This window comes from Vibrio penaeicida, from assembly GCF_002933855.1.
In the GTDB taxonomy this organism is placed as follows: domain Bacteria; phylum Pseudomonadota; class Gammaproteobacteria; order Enterobacterales; family Vibrionaceae; genus Vibrio; species Vibrio penaeicida_A.
The window spans coordinates 50,800-65,823 of record NZ_BFAQ01000020.1; the positions used below are offsets into that span (position 1 = coordinate 50,800).

Annotated in this window: 14 protein-coding genes; 13 read left to right on the forward strand and 1 reads right to left on the reverse strand. The window is 46.0% G+C overall.

The annotated features are described in order from the left end of the window. Nucleotides 1-48 precede the first annotated feature (48 nt). The 12 genes from VPNCDNU1_RS11420 to lnt all read left to right on the forward strand — a co-directional run bounded on the left by VPNCDNU1_RS11420 (nt 49) and on the right by lnt (nt 11,792). Entirely contained in the window at nt 49-924 is an 876-nt protein-coding gene (locus VPNCDNU1_RS11420) for a carbohydrate ABC transporter permease (RefSeq protein WP_201797117.1), read from the forward strand. Further along, a complete protein-coding gene (locus VPNCDNU1_RS11425; RefSeq protein ID WP_237324122.1) occupies nt 921-1,763 on the forward strand; it encodes a carbohydrate ABC transporter permease in 843 nt (280 codons plus the stop codon). The genes VPNCDNU1_RS11420 and VPNCDNU1_RS11425 overlap by 4 nt, the downstream gene beginning before the upstream one ends. Nucleotides 1,764-1,767: 4 nt before the next feature. Beyond that, nucleotides 1,768-2,598: an enoyl-CoA hydratase/isomerase family protein gene (locus VPNCDNU1_RS11430; protein WP_104400425.1), complete on the forward strand. Its 831-nt coding sequence runs from the start codon at nt 1,768-1,770 to the stop codon at nt 2,596-2,598. Beyond that, nucleotides 2,591-3,385, forward strand: coding sequence for an SDR family NAD(P)-dependent oxidoreductase (locus VPNCDNU1_RS11435; RefSeq protein ID WP_104400426.1), 795 nt, complete (start codon nt 2,591-2,593; stop codon nt 3,383-3,385). Before VPNCDNU1_RS11430 ends, VPNCDNU1_RS11435 begins: the two co-directional genes overlap by 8 nt. A gap of 1 nt (nt 3,386) precedes the next feature. Continuing rightward, nucleotides 3,387-4,475, forward strand: a complete 1,089-nt coding sequence (locus VPNCDNU1_RS11440; RefSeq protein WP_104400427.1) for a hypothetical protein — start codon at nt 3,387-3,389, stop codon at nt 4,473-4,475. A 9-nt stretch (nt 4,476-4,484) separates the two neighbouring features. Beyond that, nucleotides 4,485-5,528: an ABC transporter ATP-binding protein gene (locus tag VPNCDNU1_RS11445; RefSeq protein ID WP_104400428.1), complete on the forward strand. Its 1,044-nt coding sequence runs from the start codon at nt 4,485-4,487 to the stop codon at nt 5,526-5,528. A gap of 224 nt (nt 5,529-5,752) precedes the next feature. Continuing rightward, nucleotides 5,753-6,001, forward strand: coding sequence for a CoA transferase (locus VPNCDNU1_RS11450; protein WP_104400429.1), 249 nt, complete (start codon nt 5,753-5,755; stop codon nt 5,999-6,001). Between the two features lie 156 nt (nt 6,002-6,157). Continuing rightward, nucleotides 6,158-7,582 (forward strand): tRNA (N6-isopentenyl adenosine(37)-C2)-methylthiotransferase MiaB, encoded by a 1,425-nt coding sequence (gene miaB, locus VPNCDNU1_RS11455; protein ID WP_104400534.1) that lies wholly within the window; start codon nt 6,158-6,160, stop codon nt 7,580-7,582. Between the two features lie 74 nt (nt 7,583-7,656). Beyond that, the gene (locus VPNCDNU1_RS11460; RefSeq protein ID WP_104400430.1) at nt 7,657-8,766 is read left to right on the forward strand and encodes a PhoH family protein; all 1,110 of its coding nucleotides are present in this window, start codon (nt 7,657-7,659) and stop codon (nt 8,764-8,766) included. Next, nucleotides 8,766-9,230, forward strand: coding sequence for an rRNA maturation RNase YbeY (gene ybeY, locus VPNCDNU1_RS11465; protein WP_104400431.1), 465 nt, complete (start codon nt 8,766-8,768; stop codon nt 9,228-9,230). Before VPNCDNU1_RS11460 ends, ybeY begins: the two co-directional genes overlap by 1 nt. Before the next feature lie 76 nt (nt 9,231-9,306). Continuing rightward, nucleotides 9,307-10,212 carry a CNNM family magnesium/cobalt transport protein CorC gene (corC, locus tag VPNCDNU1_RS11470; protein WP_101110754.1) on the forward strand — a complete coding sequence of 302 codons (906 nt, stop codon included), beginning with the start codon at nt 9,307-9,309 and terminating at the stop codon, nt 10,210-10,212. 53 nt (nt 10,213-10,265) lie between these two features. Further along, a complete protein-coding gene (gene lnt / locus VPNCDNU1_RS11475; RefSeq protein WP_104400432.1) occupies nt 10,266-11,792 on the forward strand; it encodes an apolipoprotein N-acyltransferase in 1,527 nt (508 codons plus the stop codon). 19 nt (nt 11,793-11,811) lie between these two features. Here lnt and VPNCDNU1_RS11480 read toward each other — a convergent pair whose 3' ends face one another. Beyond that, entirely contained in the window at nt 11,812-12,294 is a 483-nt protein-coding gene (locus VPNCDNU1_RS11480; protein ID WP_104400433.1) for a zinc ribbon-containing protein, read from the reverse strand. 116 nt (nt 12,295-12,410) lie between these two features. Between VPNCDNU1_RS11480 and leuS the strand changes: the two genes are divergently transcribed. Beyond that, nucleotides 12,411-14,999, forward strand: a complete 2,589-nt coding sequence (gene leuS / locus VPNCDNU1_RS11485; protein WP_104400434.1) for a leucine--tRNA ligase — start codon at nt 12,411-12,413, stop codon at nt 14,997-14,999. The last annotated feature ends 25 nt before the right edge of the window (nt 15,000-15,024 follow it).

A 15,024-nucleotide genomic window follows, 5' to 3' on the forward strand; every position in this document is an offset into this window, starting at 1 on the left:
CTGGTGGCCACATCAGGCTATCAGCACGGACTAAGCATGGGTGTGGCAATGAAGTACCAGAATAATTTTGGATTTCCTCTAATGATGATCGCGCCTGCCGTCGCGCTTATCGGGTTGTTGATGTATTACCCAATGTTTGGCACGTTCATCGAAAGTTTATACGCCACATCCTTCATCAACCCCGAGCCAGAATTTGTGGGATTTCAGCTATACAGCAAATTGTTATCACAGGAGCAGTTCTGGCAAATCATTCAAAACTCTGTTGCATGGACGTTTGGTGTGATCATTTTGCAAAACCTGTTTGGTTTTTTAACGGCACTTTTATTGAATGAGAAAATACCCGGGCAAGGGTTAATGCGCTCTCTAGTGCTGCTTCCTTGGGTGTTGCCGGGAATAGTGGCAGCCATAGTATGGCGATTCATGTATGACCCTCAACTAGGGCTCATCAATTCCATGTTCCTGTCTGGTTCTTTGATTGACGAAGCTATTGCATGGTTAGCAACCCCTGATACCGCCATGTTTGCGGTTGTGATAGCTGCCGTTTGGAAAGGCTTCCCATTTTCAACGGTTGTGTATCTCGCGGCATTGCAAAGTGTCGATAAAGAGCAAGTAGAAGCTGCCATCGTAGATGGTGCTGGCCCATTTCGTCGCCTGATAGAAATCATCATTCCAGCCGTTAGACATGTGGTGGCGATCAACTTACTGCTTACCGCCATTCTAACCTTCAACTACTTCGACATGGTTTGGGTACTTACCCGTGGTGGTCCCAAAGACAGTACCCATATTTTCCCGACAAAGATCTTTGAGCTGGGTTTCGGGCAGTTTCGATTCGGAGAAGCAGCGACTTACGGGGTGATGTCGATTCTTATCTTAGTGATTTTACTCTCGGTTTACTTCTGGCTACAAAAAAGGGAGAGTCGATGAGCCCCAACATGAAAATAAAGATCAACATGAGGCAGCTAGGGCTACTGACCAGTCAATTTCTGTTGGCATTGATCATTTTACTGCCGATTTTTTGGATGGTGTCCGTTTCTTTAAAACCGTCCAACGAAGCCTTTGCCATACCAGCAAAACTCTGGCCAGACAACCCAACGTTTGAAAACTACAGTAACGCCTTCCGACCTGAATTTAGGCAGTATTTCTTCAACAGTGTCGTCGTTTCTTTAAGCACATTGGTGATTTCCACTAGCCTTGCCTTAATGGCCGCCTATGCCTTTACACGATTTCAGATAAGAATAATGGCGGTTTTCCTTGGCTTAATTCTGGTATCCCAAATGTTCCCTTCCAGCGCCATCATCATTCCCATTTACAAAATGATGGACGACGCTGGTTTACTCAATACAAAGCTTTCTCTCATTATTGCTTACATCACCATAACCCTTCCCGTGGCAACTTGGATGCTCAAAGGGTTTATGGAGAATATCCCTGCTGTGCTCGACGAAGCAGCAGCGATGGACGGCGCTAAGCCAATGCGGATTTTTTTCGAAATTGTTCTCCCGCTCTGTCGCCCAGGAGTCATCGCCACCAGCGTGTACATTTTAATTGTCACATGGCAGGAGTTCCTATTTGCTCTGTCGTTTACTACCACTCAAGAGATGCGAACTTTGCCCGTCGGGATGAATGACTTTATTGGTCAGTATGGCATTCGATACGGTGAACTCATGGCGAGCTCCGTCATGATCTCTTTACCTATTGTGGTGGTGTTTTTCTTCCTACAAAAACACTTTGTTGCAGGTCTCACTGCTGGCTCTGTAAAAGGATGATTCCATGAAACATGATCACTTTACCTTTATCCAACTGACCTACCCAACCAAACACGTTGCGCTGATCACCTTTAACCGACCTGAAAAGCTCAACGCACTCTCTGAAGACATGCAAAACGAGTTGATTCTGGCTCTAGACAATGTCAATCAAGACGACAACGTTCGAGTCGTGATGTTTACAGGTAGCGGCGACAAAGCCTTTGTCGCGGGGGCAGACATTAATGAATACCGCGGTTTGCAAATCAAAAAGTTCAATGACTATCAAATCCAAGGAAGAAAAGCATTCGAAACTATAGAGCAGTTGCCCAAACCGACCATTGCACTGGTTAACGGCTACGCGATGGGCGGCGGATTCGAGATAGCCCTAGCCTGCGATTTGATGATAGTGGCAAGCAACGCACAGATGGGTTTACCCGAAGGTTTGTTAGGACTTTGCCCCGGAGGTGGAGGCACGCAACGGCTATTAAGGGCGGTAGGAAAAGCCGTCACTCTTGATGTCCTCCTGTCGGCTAAACGAATTAAAGCTGATGAAGCATTGCGTCTTGGTCTCGCTTCTCAAGTTTGCTCTCAAGAAAACTTAATGTCTGAAGGGTTGAAAAAAGCCAGTTACCTACTGAAAGTCAGCCCTACGGCTCAGACCGCGATGAAAAAGCTGGTTCGAAATGGGTTAGATACGCCGCTGGAATCAGGGTTAAGTTGGGAACAAGCCGAACTTTTACAGCTCTATTGCTCCGCCGAAGGGCAAGAAGGGGTCTCCGCCTTTTTAGATAAACGAACTGCCTCTTTTGACATAAGCTCTGAAATCATTGCCTCAACAGGAGCTAACAATGAATAAAAACGAGCACATTAAGGGAAATAAGCTGATAAACCAAGTTGCCGTGGTGACAGGTGGTGCAGAAGGTATTGGGTTAGCGTGCGTTGAAATTTTAGCGACGCATGGCGCAACCGTCATCATTGCAGACATCAATCAAGACATAGGAGAAGAGATAGCCAATCAACTCAATTTGGATGGGTTGGATGTTCATTATCATTTTACCGATGTTTCCTCCCCTGATTCGGTAAACCAGTTATTCCAGTGGGTGCACCAACAAAATTGGCTGGTCAATATCATGATCAACAATGCGGCGGTGGCATTATCCGGTGACGCTGTTGAGATATCAGAAGAACGGTGGCATCAGGTGATAAACACCAACTTATCCGGCGTATGGCGAGGCATAAAACACTCAGTGCCGGACATGAAAAAGCTGGGGAAAGGGGCGATTGTTAACATCAGTTCCGCTCAAGCCTTTGCTGGGTTTCACGGCTGGAGTGCTTATGCTGCCGCAAAGGGAGGAATTAACGCGCTTACACGTCAGAGCGCTATTGAATTTGCACCTGATGGTATCCGAGTCAACGCTGTCGCACCTGGCACCATCATGACCCCCATGAATGAGAAGATTTTTGATGAAGTCGATGACCCAGAAGAACTTCGCCAACGCTGGAATGACAATCACCCAATTGGTCGATTTGGTCAACCGAACGAAGTGGCGCAAGCGGTGCTCTTTCTTGCCACAGAGCAATCGAGTTTCATCACTGGGCAAATACTCATCACCGATGGCGGCATGCTAGTGAAAGGAGATTGAAATGGCAGTGTCACTTCGCAATGAAAATGTGGAATGTGAATTTAAAACCAAAGGCGGGCATTTAGATCACATTCGATTCACCGATGGTAATGCTCGGTTTTCGCCAATGCATCGAGCGCCTTGGGTCGATGAATACCACCCAGATTACCCTGTTATTTTGCAGCAATTGTCGGGGGACTTCTTCTGCGCGCCATTCGGCGAAAGTGATATAGAGCCAGCACCCCCTCATGGATGGAGCAGTAACGGAAACTGGTTGGTATTAGAGAGTAAAGAAAACCAGCTAGTTACAGAATTAGATCGCCATATTTATGGAGCAAAACTCACCAAGACAATCGCATTACAAAGCGGCTCACCCTTTATCTATCACTTGCATCAATTTTCCGGTGGTAATGGGGCTATTCCGATCAGCTATCATGCGATGCTCAAATGCCAATCTCAAGTTCGGTTATCCTTTTCGCATAAAGCCTTTGGTTACACTATTAATGAAGCATTAGAGCCAGACTCGAAACTCGGACGCTCATTTCTTGCTTATCCTCAGCAATTTACAGATATCCAATCGGTCAGGCTTGCGAATGGAAGCCACGCGGATCTTTCCATTTACCCATGGAACGAACGCCATGAAGACATACTCCACCTCGTTTCCCCTACACAACAAGAATGGGGTTGGACAGCGGCTCTGTGCAAAGAAGAAGGCTGGGTCTATCTCGCCATCAAGCCTGAACGCTTATTGCCACTCACCACGCTTTGGCAAAGCCATGGAGGTCGAGACTACGCCCCATTTAGTGGTTCACACACGCATGTGCTTGGGCTGGAAGAAGGCTGTGCATATTCCCATTTAGGGCATAAAGCATCGATTTCCTGCAACCCTATCAATCAACAAGGGTATTCCACCGCCTTAGAACTGAATACAAATGGGAAAACGCAAGTGGGGTATGCCTTTGCTGTATTTCGGGCGTCACCCAATTGGCTGAGCATTCAAAGTGTAGAGGTTGAACGGCACAGCATCCGTGTGACGGGGGACGATGAAACACATCGTGATATTGCCTTTGATTCTTCTCTTCTTAACTTCACCGCTCCGAGCTCTATATAAGGACGATTTATGGCCTCTGTTGAACTCAAACAACTCTCCAAATCTTGGTCGACGGTGACCAGTGTTGATAACTTAAACTTGAATATCCGAGACCGAGAATTTCTGGTGTTGCTTGGTCCTTCTGGCTGTGGAAAAAGCACCACCATGAGAATGATTGCGGGCTTAGAAAAACCCTCACAAGGCGATATCTTGATCGATGGAAAACGCGTGAATGAATTGCCTCCAAACGAGAGAGATTTGGCTATGGTGTTTCAGAGCTACGCGCTTTATCCGCATAAGACCGTGCGCAATAACATCGACTTTCCGCTGAAAGTACAAGGGCTAAGTAAATCCCGCCGCAATGAAATGATCGACGAAGTCGCCAAACGTGTTGAGCTCGATAGCTTACTAGATCGCAAACCAGCGCAGTTGTCAGGAGGGCAAAGGCAGCGCGTCGCCCTCGCTCGTGCCATTGTTAGACAACCCAAGTTATTTCTTCTTGATGAGCCCCTATCAAATTTAGACGCCAAGCTACGATCAAGTATGCGCGCGGAGCTGAAGAAACTGCAACATGAGTTGGCAGTCACCACCATTTACGTCACCCACGATCAGGTAGAGGCGATGACTCTTGCCGATCGTATTGTGGTGATCAACCAAGGAAGGATTCAACAAGTCGGCACGCCCGAAGAGATCTACGACAAACCTCAAAACACCTTCGTCGCAACGTTTTTAGGTAATCCACCCATGAACATTATCCCTTGTGACCACATCAATCTTTGTCGCTCACTGACTGTGCCTGAGGGTGCGGTCACGCTTGGAATTCGACCGGAGAATATTCAGCTCATAAGCGATCACAATGCCATTATTCAAGCAACCGTGACATTAACGGAGTTATTGGGTGATAGCTACTTGTATACCCTATCGCTAAAAAACAGAGTAATAATGGTGAAAACATCACGACAAATGCACGTAAATACTGGTGAGACCATTGGGTTAGGGTTCTCTTCCGAGCATACACACTGGTTTGATAGTGCTGGAGAGCGCGTAGAACCGATATCTATGCGGTTACAATAAGCAGAGGTTGCAATGAATTTAAAAAGGCTAACGTGGGATCACCCAAGAGGCTATAAAGTTCTAATAGTGGTCCACTATTGCCGTGAGCCCATTTAAGACTCTAGTAAAAGTACTTGAGGATGACAGTCTTTTGCAATTGATGAACCCACTATTTTATTTGAGAAGCGGGATGTTGTTTGGAATGAAATAACCAAACGAACGCAGCCTTCGATACAAAATCTTTAATGCAAATGATGCTCGAAGAAGACATTTGGTGTGGTGAAGTAAAAACACACTTAGAAGCCGTCGCTGATCCACAAGTTGAGCACCTTGGATTAATCCATAACTACGACCATCCACTAGCGGGTAGTGTTAAGTGTATTGGATCCTCTGTCACCATGTCTGAGACACCTCCAGATATTCATCGACCTGCTCCTTTGGAAGTACAGAACACTCGCGAAGTTTTACTGAAATTTGGCTTTGCTGATGAATAAATATCCATCGTGATGGATTCAGGGCAAATCGCCTAGAGCTGAAGTGCTAAACGATCTCTGGTCAGTTGGTTTTTAAAGCAGTACAATACGCCGCTCACTACAACAGTAGTGTATATAATTTGAACAAATACGAACAAAATGACGAGCGTGAGTGCGATGAGTAAGAAACTGCTAATTAAAACTTGGGGCTGCCAGATGAACGAATACGATTCGTCAAAAATGGCCGACCTGCTTAATGCCGCCAACGGATACGAGCTAACAGAGGAACCTGAAGAAGCAGACGTTCTATTACTTAACACCTGTTCAATCCGAGAAAAAGCGCAAGAGAAAGTCTTCCACCAGCTTGGTCGCTGGAAAACACTGAAAGACAAAAAACCTGGCGTAGTTATCGGGGTTGGCGGCTGTGTAGCCACGCAAGAAGGTGATCATATTCGACAACGCGCCCCTTTTGTTGACGTTATTTTTGGTCCACAAACCCTTCACCGTCTACCGGAGATGATCAAATCATCTCACGACAATTCAGCACCTGTTATGGATATTTCTTTCCCAGAAATAGAGAAATTCGATAACTTACCTGAGCCTCGAGCTGAAGGGGCAACCGCTTTTGTTTCGATTATGGAAGGGTGCTCTAAATATTGTACTTTTTGTGTAGTACCGTATACCCGTGGTGAAGAAGTCAGCCGCCCAATGGACGATGTGTTATTTGAAATCGCCCAGTTAGCCGAGCAAGGGGTACGTGACGTTAACCTGCTGGGTCAAAACGTAAATGCCTACCGTGGTGCAACTTTTGATGATGATATCTGCAGCTTCGCGGAGCTATTGCGTCTTGTTGCGTCTATCGATGGGATTGACCGCATTCGATTTACGACCAGCCACCCACTTGAATTTACTGACGACATCATTGCCGTGTATGAAGATACGCCGGAGTTGGTGAGCTTCCTTCACCTGCCTGTACAAAGTGGTTCCGATCGCATTTTGACGATGATGAAGCGCCCACATACCGCTATCGAATACAAATCCATTATCCGTAAGCTGAGAAAAGCGCGTCCAGAAATTCAAATCAGCTCCGATTTTATCGTGGCATTCCCTGGCGAATCGGACAAAGACTTCCAAGACACAATGAAGCTGATCAAGCAGGTCGACTTCGACATGAGCTTTAGCTTCATTTATTCAGCTCGACCAGGTACACCTGCGGCAGATTATCCGTGTGATGTCAGCGAGCAAACCAAGAAAGATCGCCTTTACGAATTGCAACAACAAATCAATACTCAAGCAATGCGCTACTCTCGTTTGATGATGGGTACTGAACAGCGTATTCTTGTTGAAGGTCCATCTAAGAAAAACTTGATGGAACTTCGCGGTCGTACGGAGAACAACCGAGTGGTTAACTTCGAAGGCCCTGCAGAACTCATCGGCCAGTTTGTCGACGTCAATATCGTCGATGTATTCGCGAATTCACTTCGTGGTGAACTGGTTCGAACTGAAAAAGAAATGAACCTTCGCGTGGTGACCTCTCCATCTGCAATGATGGAAAAAACCCGCAAGGAAGATGAGCTAGGTGTAGCAACCTTTACACCATAAGCTTACAGATTAAATAACCATGTAGAGCCCGGTCGAAGTCGGGCTTTATTGTCATGGTTTAATGTGAGGCAGCATTGAGTAATAAAATCGTCACTCTAGAAATCGATCTAGAACCTTCAGACAACCGTCGCTTGTCCAGCCTTTGTGGTCCTTTCGACGACAATATCAAACATTTAGAACGCCGACTTGGTGTAGAAATAAACCATCGTAGCAACTTCTTTTCCGTTGTGGGTAAACCCCATACCGCCTCGGCTGCGCTGGATATCATCAAATCTTTATATGTTGAGACCGCGCCTGTTAAAGGTCAAGTTACCGACATCGAACCTGAATTGATTCACCTTGCCATCAAAGAATCAGGCGTATTGGAGCAATCCACAGAATCCGCCATCGAGCATGGTAAAGAAGTCTTTATCAAAACCAAAAAAGGCGTGATCAAGCCACGTACCCCTAACCAAGGGCAGTACTTGGTTAATATGGTGACTCACGACATCAGCTTCGGCATCGGACCAGCAGGTACGGGTAAAACCTATCTAGCTGTTGCAGCGGCTGTTGATGCTTTGGAGCGACAAGAAATTCGACGAATTCTTCTTACTCGCCCTGCGGTAGAAGCCGGTGAGAAATTAGGCTTTTTGCCCGGTGATTTGAGCCAAAAAGTCGACCCTTACTTACGACCTCTATACGATGCTTTGTTTGAAATGCTTGGTTTTGAACGCGTTGAAAAACTCATAGAGCGTAACGTTATTGAAGTGGCCCCACTCGCCTACATGCGTGGTCGCACACTCAATGATGCCTTTATCATTCTCGATGAAAGCCAAAATACTACGGTTGAGCAGATGAAAATGTTCCTGACACGTATCGGCTTTAACTCACGAGCGGTAATTACGGGTGACGTCACTCAAATTGATTTACCTCGTGGTGCAAAGTCTGGTCTTCGTCATGCTATCGAAGTATTGAGTGAGGTCGATGAAATAAGTTTCAACTTCTTCCTGTCTGATGATGTAGTGCGCCACCCAGTTGTTGCTCGTATCGTTAACGCCTATGAGAAGTGGGAAGCCAAAGATCAAAAAGAACGAAAAGAATACGAAAAGCGCAAGCGTGAAGAGCGGGAAGCAAAACTACTTGAAACCCAAAGCGCCGAGCTTTTGCCACAATCGATTAGCAATGCACAATCGGTAAGTAAATAATGACCATCGAACTTGATCTTCAACTCGCGGTCGAAAATGAAGGTGGGCTTCCTTCACAAGAAGACTTTCAAATGTGGCTAGATAAGACCATCCCTCTTTTCCAGCCCCAAGCCGAAGTGACCATTCGCATTGTGGACGTGGCAGAAAGCCAACAGCTTAACCACGAATACCGAGGTAAAGATAAACCAACAAACGTACTTTCATTTCCATTTGAAGTCCCTCCGGGTATCGAGATGGATTTGCTTGGCGACTTGATCATCTGCCGACAAGTGGTTGAACTGGAAGCAAAAGAACAAGATAAAAACGCTACCGCGCACTGGGCGCATATGGTTGTACATGGTAGCTTGCATCTGTTAGGTTATGATCATATCGAAGACGAGGAAGCAGAAGAAATGGAAGCCCTCGAGACCGAAATTATGCAATCTATGGGCTTCGAAGACCCATATTTAGCAGAAAAGCAGTAGCCTTCAAACTGAACGACAAATAAGGCTGCTTTAAGTGTGCTATCACACATCTGATAGCGTTAACGATTGAGAAATCATGAACGAAGACAATTCGACCTCTTCTACGGAAGGGAAGAAAGAAAAAACTGAAGGTCCGAGTAGAAAGTCCTTCTTTGAACGCCTTGGTCAGCTATTTCAAGGTGAACCGAAAGATCGTCAGGAGCTAGTTGATGTCATTCGGGACTCTGAAATAAACGAACTGATTGACCATGACACGCGAGATATGCTTGAAGGTGTTATGGAAATCGCCGAAACGCGAGTAAGGGACATCATGCTCCCACGTTCGCAAATGGTCACTGTCGAGCGAACTCATGTACTTGATGATTTAGTCGCTCTGATCACTGATGCACAGCACTCACGCTACCCAGTTATCAGTGAAGACAAAGACCATGTGGAAGGCATTCTGTTAGCGAAGGACTTATTAAAATACTTAGGTTCGGACAGTGCTCCATTCGATATAGAGCAGGTAATACGCCCTGCTGTCGTCGTTCCAGAAAGCAAACGCGTCGATCGACTGCTAAAAGAGTTCCGAGAGGAACGTTATCACATGGCAATTGTCGTAGATGAGTTCGGTGGCGTTTCTGGGCTGGTCACCATTGAAGATATCTTGGAAGAAATCGTTGGCGAAATCGAAGATGAATTCGATGACGAAGAAGAAACCGATATCAAGAAATTGAGTAAACACACCTACGCCGTTAAAGCTTTGACCACCATTGAAGACTTTAATGAAACGTTCGGCACCACCTTCAGCGATGAAGAAGTGGATACGGTCGGCGGCATGGTGATGACCAGCTTCGGACACCTACCTACACGCGGAGAAGTGGTCGAAATTGAGCATTATTTGTTTAAGGTTACCGCTGCAGACAACCGCCGCGTCGTTCAACTTCAGGTTACTGTCCCTGATGAGGAGCCTCTTCCTGCTGAAGAGGATTTAAGTAGCTAACCTGAGTTTAGGTTAACCAAGTAGCCAAATGCTACAACGATAATAAGACGAAGATGATAACAATACTAAATCATCGCCTCGTGCGGCCGCTTGCGGCCGCTTTTGTTGGGGCACTGACTACGCTTGCTTTTGCACCTTACCAATTCTGGCCCGTGGCTATTCTAAGCCCGCTCCTACTTCTTCTGCTTTTAGAAAAACAAACCACCAAACAGGCATTGGCTATTGGGTTTAGCTGGGGCATTGGGCAGTTTGCCATTGGCATTAGCTGGGTTCACATCAGTATCGATACATTTGGTGGGTTACCCAAGTTCGCCAGTTTGGCATTGATGTTTTTGCTGATCAGTTACCTCTCGATATACCCTGCTCTATTTGCTGCCACACTCAATCGGTGGTTTCCAAACGCTAACCTCATCCGCTTTTTGCTTGCAGCTCCATCTCTATGGCTCATTAACGAATGGCTAAGAGGTTGGGTTATGACTGGCTTCCCGTGGCTATGGCTTGGATACAGTCAAATTGACTCTCCACTAAGTGTCTTTGCCCCCATAGGTGGCGTAGACAGCATAAGCTATATAATCTGGCTAATCGCAGGAGCTATCACTCTCGCGCTCACACAGAAACAATGGCATTTCTTAGCCCTTCCAGTAGGAATCTTTGCGCTTGCAGGTGCTCTTAACCTTGTTCATTGGGTAGAAGAAGACAAAGACAACACGACTAAGTTTGCGTTGATACAAGGGAACATTTCTCAGGAACTCAAATGGTTGCCCAGTCAGCGCTGGCCCACCATTATGAAATACATGGATCTGACTCGTGAAAACTGGGATGCCGACGTCGTCATTTGGCCTGAAGCCGCTATACCCGCATTTGAAAATGAATTGCCTTCTTTCCTGAGCAATTTAGACAGTGCAGGGCGCTTAAACCAAAGTGGCATCATAACGGGTATCGTAACTTCAACCAGCCGAGAAAATTTCTACAATAGTGTGATAGCTATTGGGCAGAATGAGCAAGAACAATACAACCCTAAATCTCAGCCCAAATATCACAAACATCACCTACTTCCTTTTGGTGAATTTGTCCCTTTTGGTGACATTCTTCGCCCTATTGCGCCATTTTTTAATTTACCAATGTCGTCATTTAGCCGAGGTGATTTCGTACAGGAAAACATCGAAGCCAATGGTCGTCACTTCGCGCCGGCGCTCTGTTATGAGATCATTTTCAACGAACAAGTTCGCCAGAACATCACGGAAGAGACCGACTACATACTCACCCTTTCAAACGACGCCTGGTTTGGTGATTCTATTGGACCTCACCAACATATGGAAATCGCTCAGATGCGAGCACTCGAACTAGGTCGGCCTGTTGTAAGAGCAACGAACAACGGTGTTACTGCGATTACCGATCACAAAGGAAAGATCATTCACCAAGTACCTCAATTTAAAACAGAAGTGTTAACGGCGGAAGTGAGTTCAGCAACTGGCATGACTCCGTATAGGATATTGGGTATTTGGCCGCTGTATTTAATTGTGTTGGTTTCGCTATCAATATCGTACTTAATTGAAAAGCGTATTGCGAAGCGAACATAATTCTAGGATATTGCAAACACTATGGCTTCAGCGCTTGTCGTGTGAAGCCTGTGCTGCCGCATTTCTTACAAGGCGGAATCAATGTGGCGTGATTAAAATACGATTTATCACCGCATTCATCGCAAACCAGATACCCAAGCCCGATCACTTCACCTGTTTGATACAACCCTTTGTGGTCCAAATCTAAAAACAGCTCTTGCCACTCAACTTTGGTTCTATCGGTAATGTCCAACAACCCTTCCCAAACGGAATCGGCAATTAATCGATAAAAAGGGCTTTCGGGGAAGGTTTCTTTACTCTGTTGATAATTTTGAGCAAATTCACTGAGATCCGAACGGACATAAGCAGAGACAAGAGAAAGTTCATCTTTAGTCATATCGCTAGCAGCAGCAACGACCTGAGACGATGTTTCCAAGACTCGTTCTAGCTCTTCAGGGCTATGTTTTAACGTATCGGTAACCTCTTCTAGGAACGCTTCATAACGGGCTTTACGCTCAGGCATAAACGACCTCCGTGCATTGACTATTGTTGACTGTCTTTCCTTTATGTATTCTATGCTGATCTATCACAGTCTGATCTAACCGATCTCACAAATTCCAAGATAACCGGATATCATCGATGCAAGAGCAATATAACCCTCAAGATATTGAACAGAAAGTTCAAAAGCACTGGGACGACAACAAGACGTTTGTCGTGAGCGAAGACCCGAATAAAGAAAAGTTTTACTGTCTCTCCATGTTCCCATACCCAAGTGGTCGTCTCCACATGGGTCACGTGCGTAACTATACCATCGGTGATGTGGTTTCTCGGTTCCATCGTCTACAAGGTAAAAATGTCATGCAGCCTATGGGCTGGGATGCGTTTGGTCTACCTGCTGAAAATGCCGCTATTAAAAACAACACGGCTCCTGCTAAGTGGACTTATGAAAACATAGACTACATGCGTAACCAGTTAAAACTGCTTGGTTTTGGCTACGACTGGGATCGCGAAATCGCGACATGCCATCCAGAGTATTACAAGTGGGAACAGTGGTTCTTCACTAAGCTTTATGAAAAAGGTCTAGTCTACAAAAAAATGTCGACGGTTAACTGGGACCCGGTGGATCAAACTGTTCTGGCTAACGAGCAGGTTATTGACGGTCGCGGTTGGCGTTCAGGCGCTGTGGTTGAACAAAAAGAAATTCCTCAGTGGTTTATCAAAATCACCGACTACGCTCAAGAACTGCTAGACGATCTAGATAAGCTGGATCACTGGCCTGAGCAAGTAAAAACCATGCAGCGTAACTGGATTGGTCGTTCTGAAGGTTTAGAGATCGATTTCAAACGTGCCGACAAAGACGAGAACTTCACCGTTTACACTACTCGCCCTGATACTTTCATGGGTGTGACGTATGTAGCGGTTGCAGCTGGTCACCCTATCGCACTAGAAGCGGCAGAAAACAACGAAGCGGTTGCCGCGTTTGTTGAAGAGTGTAAAAACACCAAAGTTGCTGAAGCAGATATGGCAACCATGGAAAAGAAAGGCATCGCAACAGGCTTTACCGCGGTTCACCCACTAACAGGTCAGGAAGTGCCAATCTGGATCGCCAACTTCGTGTTGATGGATTACGGTTCAGGTGCAGTAATGGCGGTTCCAGGTCACGATCAGCGTGACTACGAGTTTGCAACGGCATATAACCTTGAAATCAAGCAAGTTATCCAGCCAACTGAAGGCAGTGAACTTGTCGCTGATTTGGCAAAAGAAGCGTTTATCGAAAAAGGCACACTCGTTAATTCTGGTGAGTTTGATGGTCTTGAATTTGAAGATGCATTTAACAGTATTGCCGACAAGCTAGAGTCGTTAGGTGTTGGTAAACGAAAAGTGAACTTCCGCCTACGTGATTGGGGTGTAAGCCGCCAACGTTACTGGGGTTCTCCAATCCCAATGCTGAACAAAGAAGATGGTTCAGAACTCGCAGCCCCTGCTGATACATTGCCAGTACGCCTTCCAGAAGATGTTGTAATGGATGGTGTTACCTCTCCAATTAAAGCAGACCCTGAATGGGCTAAAGCCTCAGTGAACGGTGAGACTGTATTCCACGAAACTGACACGTTCGATACGTTTATGGAGTCTTCTTGGTACTACGCGCGTTACTGTAGCCCTCGTTATGATGAAGGCATGCTAGAGCCTGGAGCTGCGAACTATTGGTTACCTGTAAACCAGTATATTGGTGGCATTGAGCACGCTATCTTGCACCTACTTTACGCGCGTTTCTTCCATAAACTGCTACGTGATTTTGAACTAGTAAATTCCGACGAACCTTTTGAGCGCCTATTGTGTCAAGGTATGGTTCTGGCTGAAACGTACTATCGCAAAGACGAAAAAGGTGGTGACATCTGGATCGCACCAACGGACGTTCAAACAGAAACGGACGAAAAAGGGCGCGTCATAAAAGCGTGGCACAAAGAAGATGGTGAGCCTGTATTGTCTGCGGGTATGAGCAAGATGTCTAAGTCTAAGAACAACGGTATCGACCCACAAACTGTTATCCAGCAGTACGGTGCGGATACAGTTCGTCTATTCATGATGTTTACAGCACCACCAGAGCAAACTTTGGAATGGTCTGACGCAGGTGTAGAAGGTGCAAACCGCTTCCTGAAGCGTGTTTGGAAGCTAGTAAACGAGCATACATCAAAAGGCGCAGCTGAAGCCGTTGATGTAAGTGCGTTCAACGCCGATCAAAAAGCTCTTCGCCGTGACGTTCATAAAGCGATTCAGAAAGTCACTGATGACGTATCTCGTCGCCAGACATTCAACACCGCAATCGCTGCTATCATGGAACTGATGAACAAGCTTGCGAAGGCCCCACAAGAGTCCGCACAAGATCGCGCTATTCTGGATGAAGCGTTGAAAGCAGTCGTGACAATGCTTTACCCAATCACTCCACACATCAGTTATGAAATGTGGGAAGCGCTTGGGGAGTCCGACGTTGATAGCGCGACTTGGCCAACTTTCGATGAAAAAGCACTGGTTGAAGACGAGAAACTTATCGTTGTTCAAGTTAACGGTAAACTTCGCGCGAAAATGACGGTTGCTGCTGACGCGTCAAAAGAGCAAGTGGAAGAGCTTGGTTTGAACGATGAGAATGTTACTAAGTTCACAGAAGGAAAAACGATCCGTAAAGTCATTTACGTACCGGGTAAACTTCTGAACATTGTGGCAAACTGATTGTCATAAAACCCAACCCATAAAA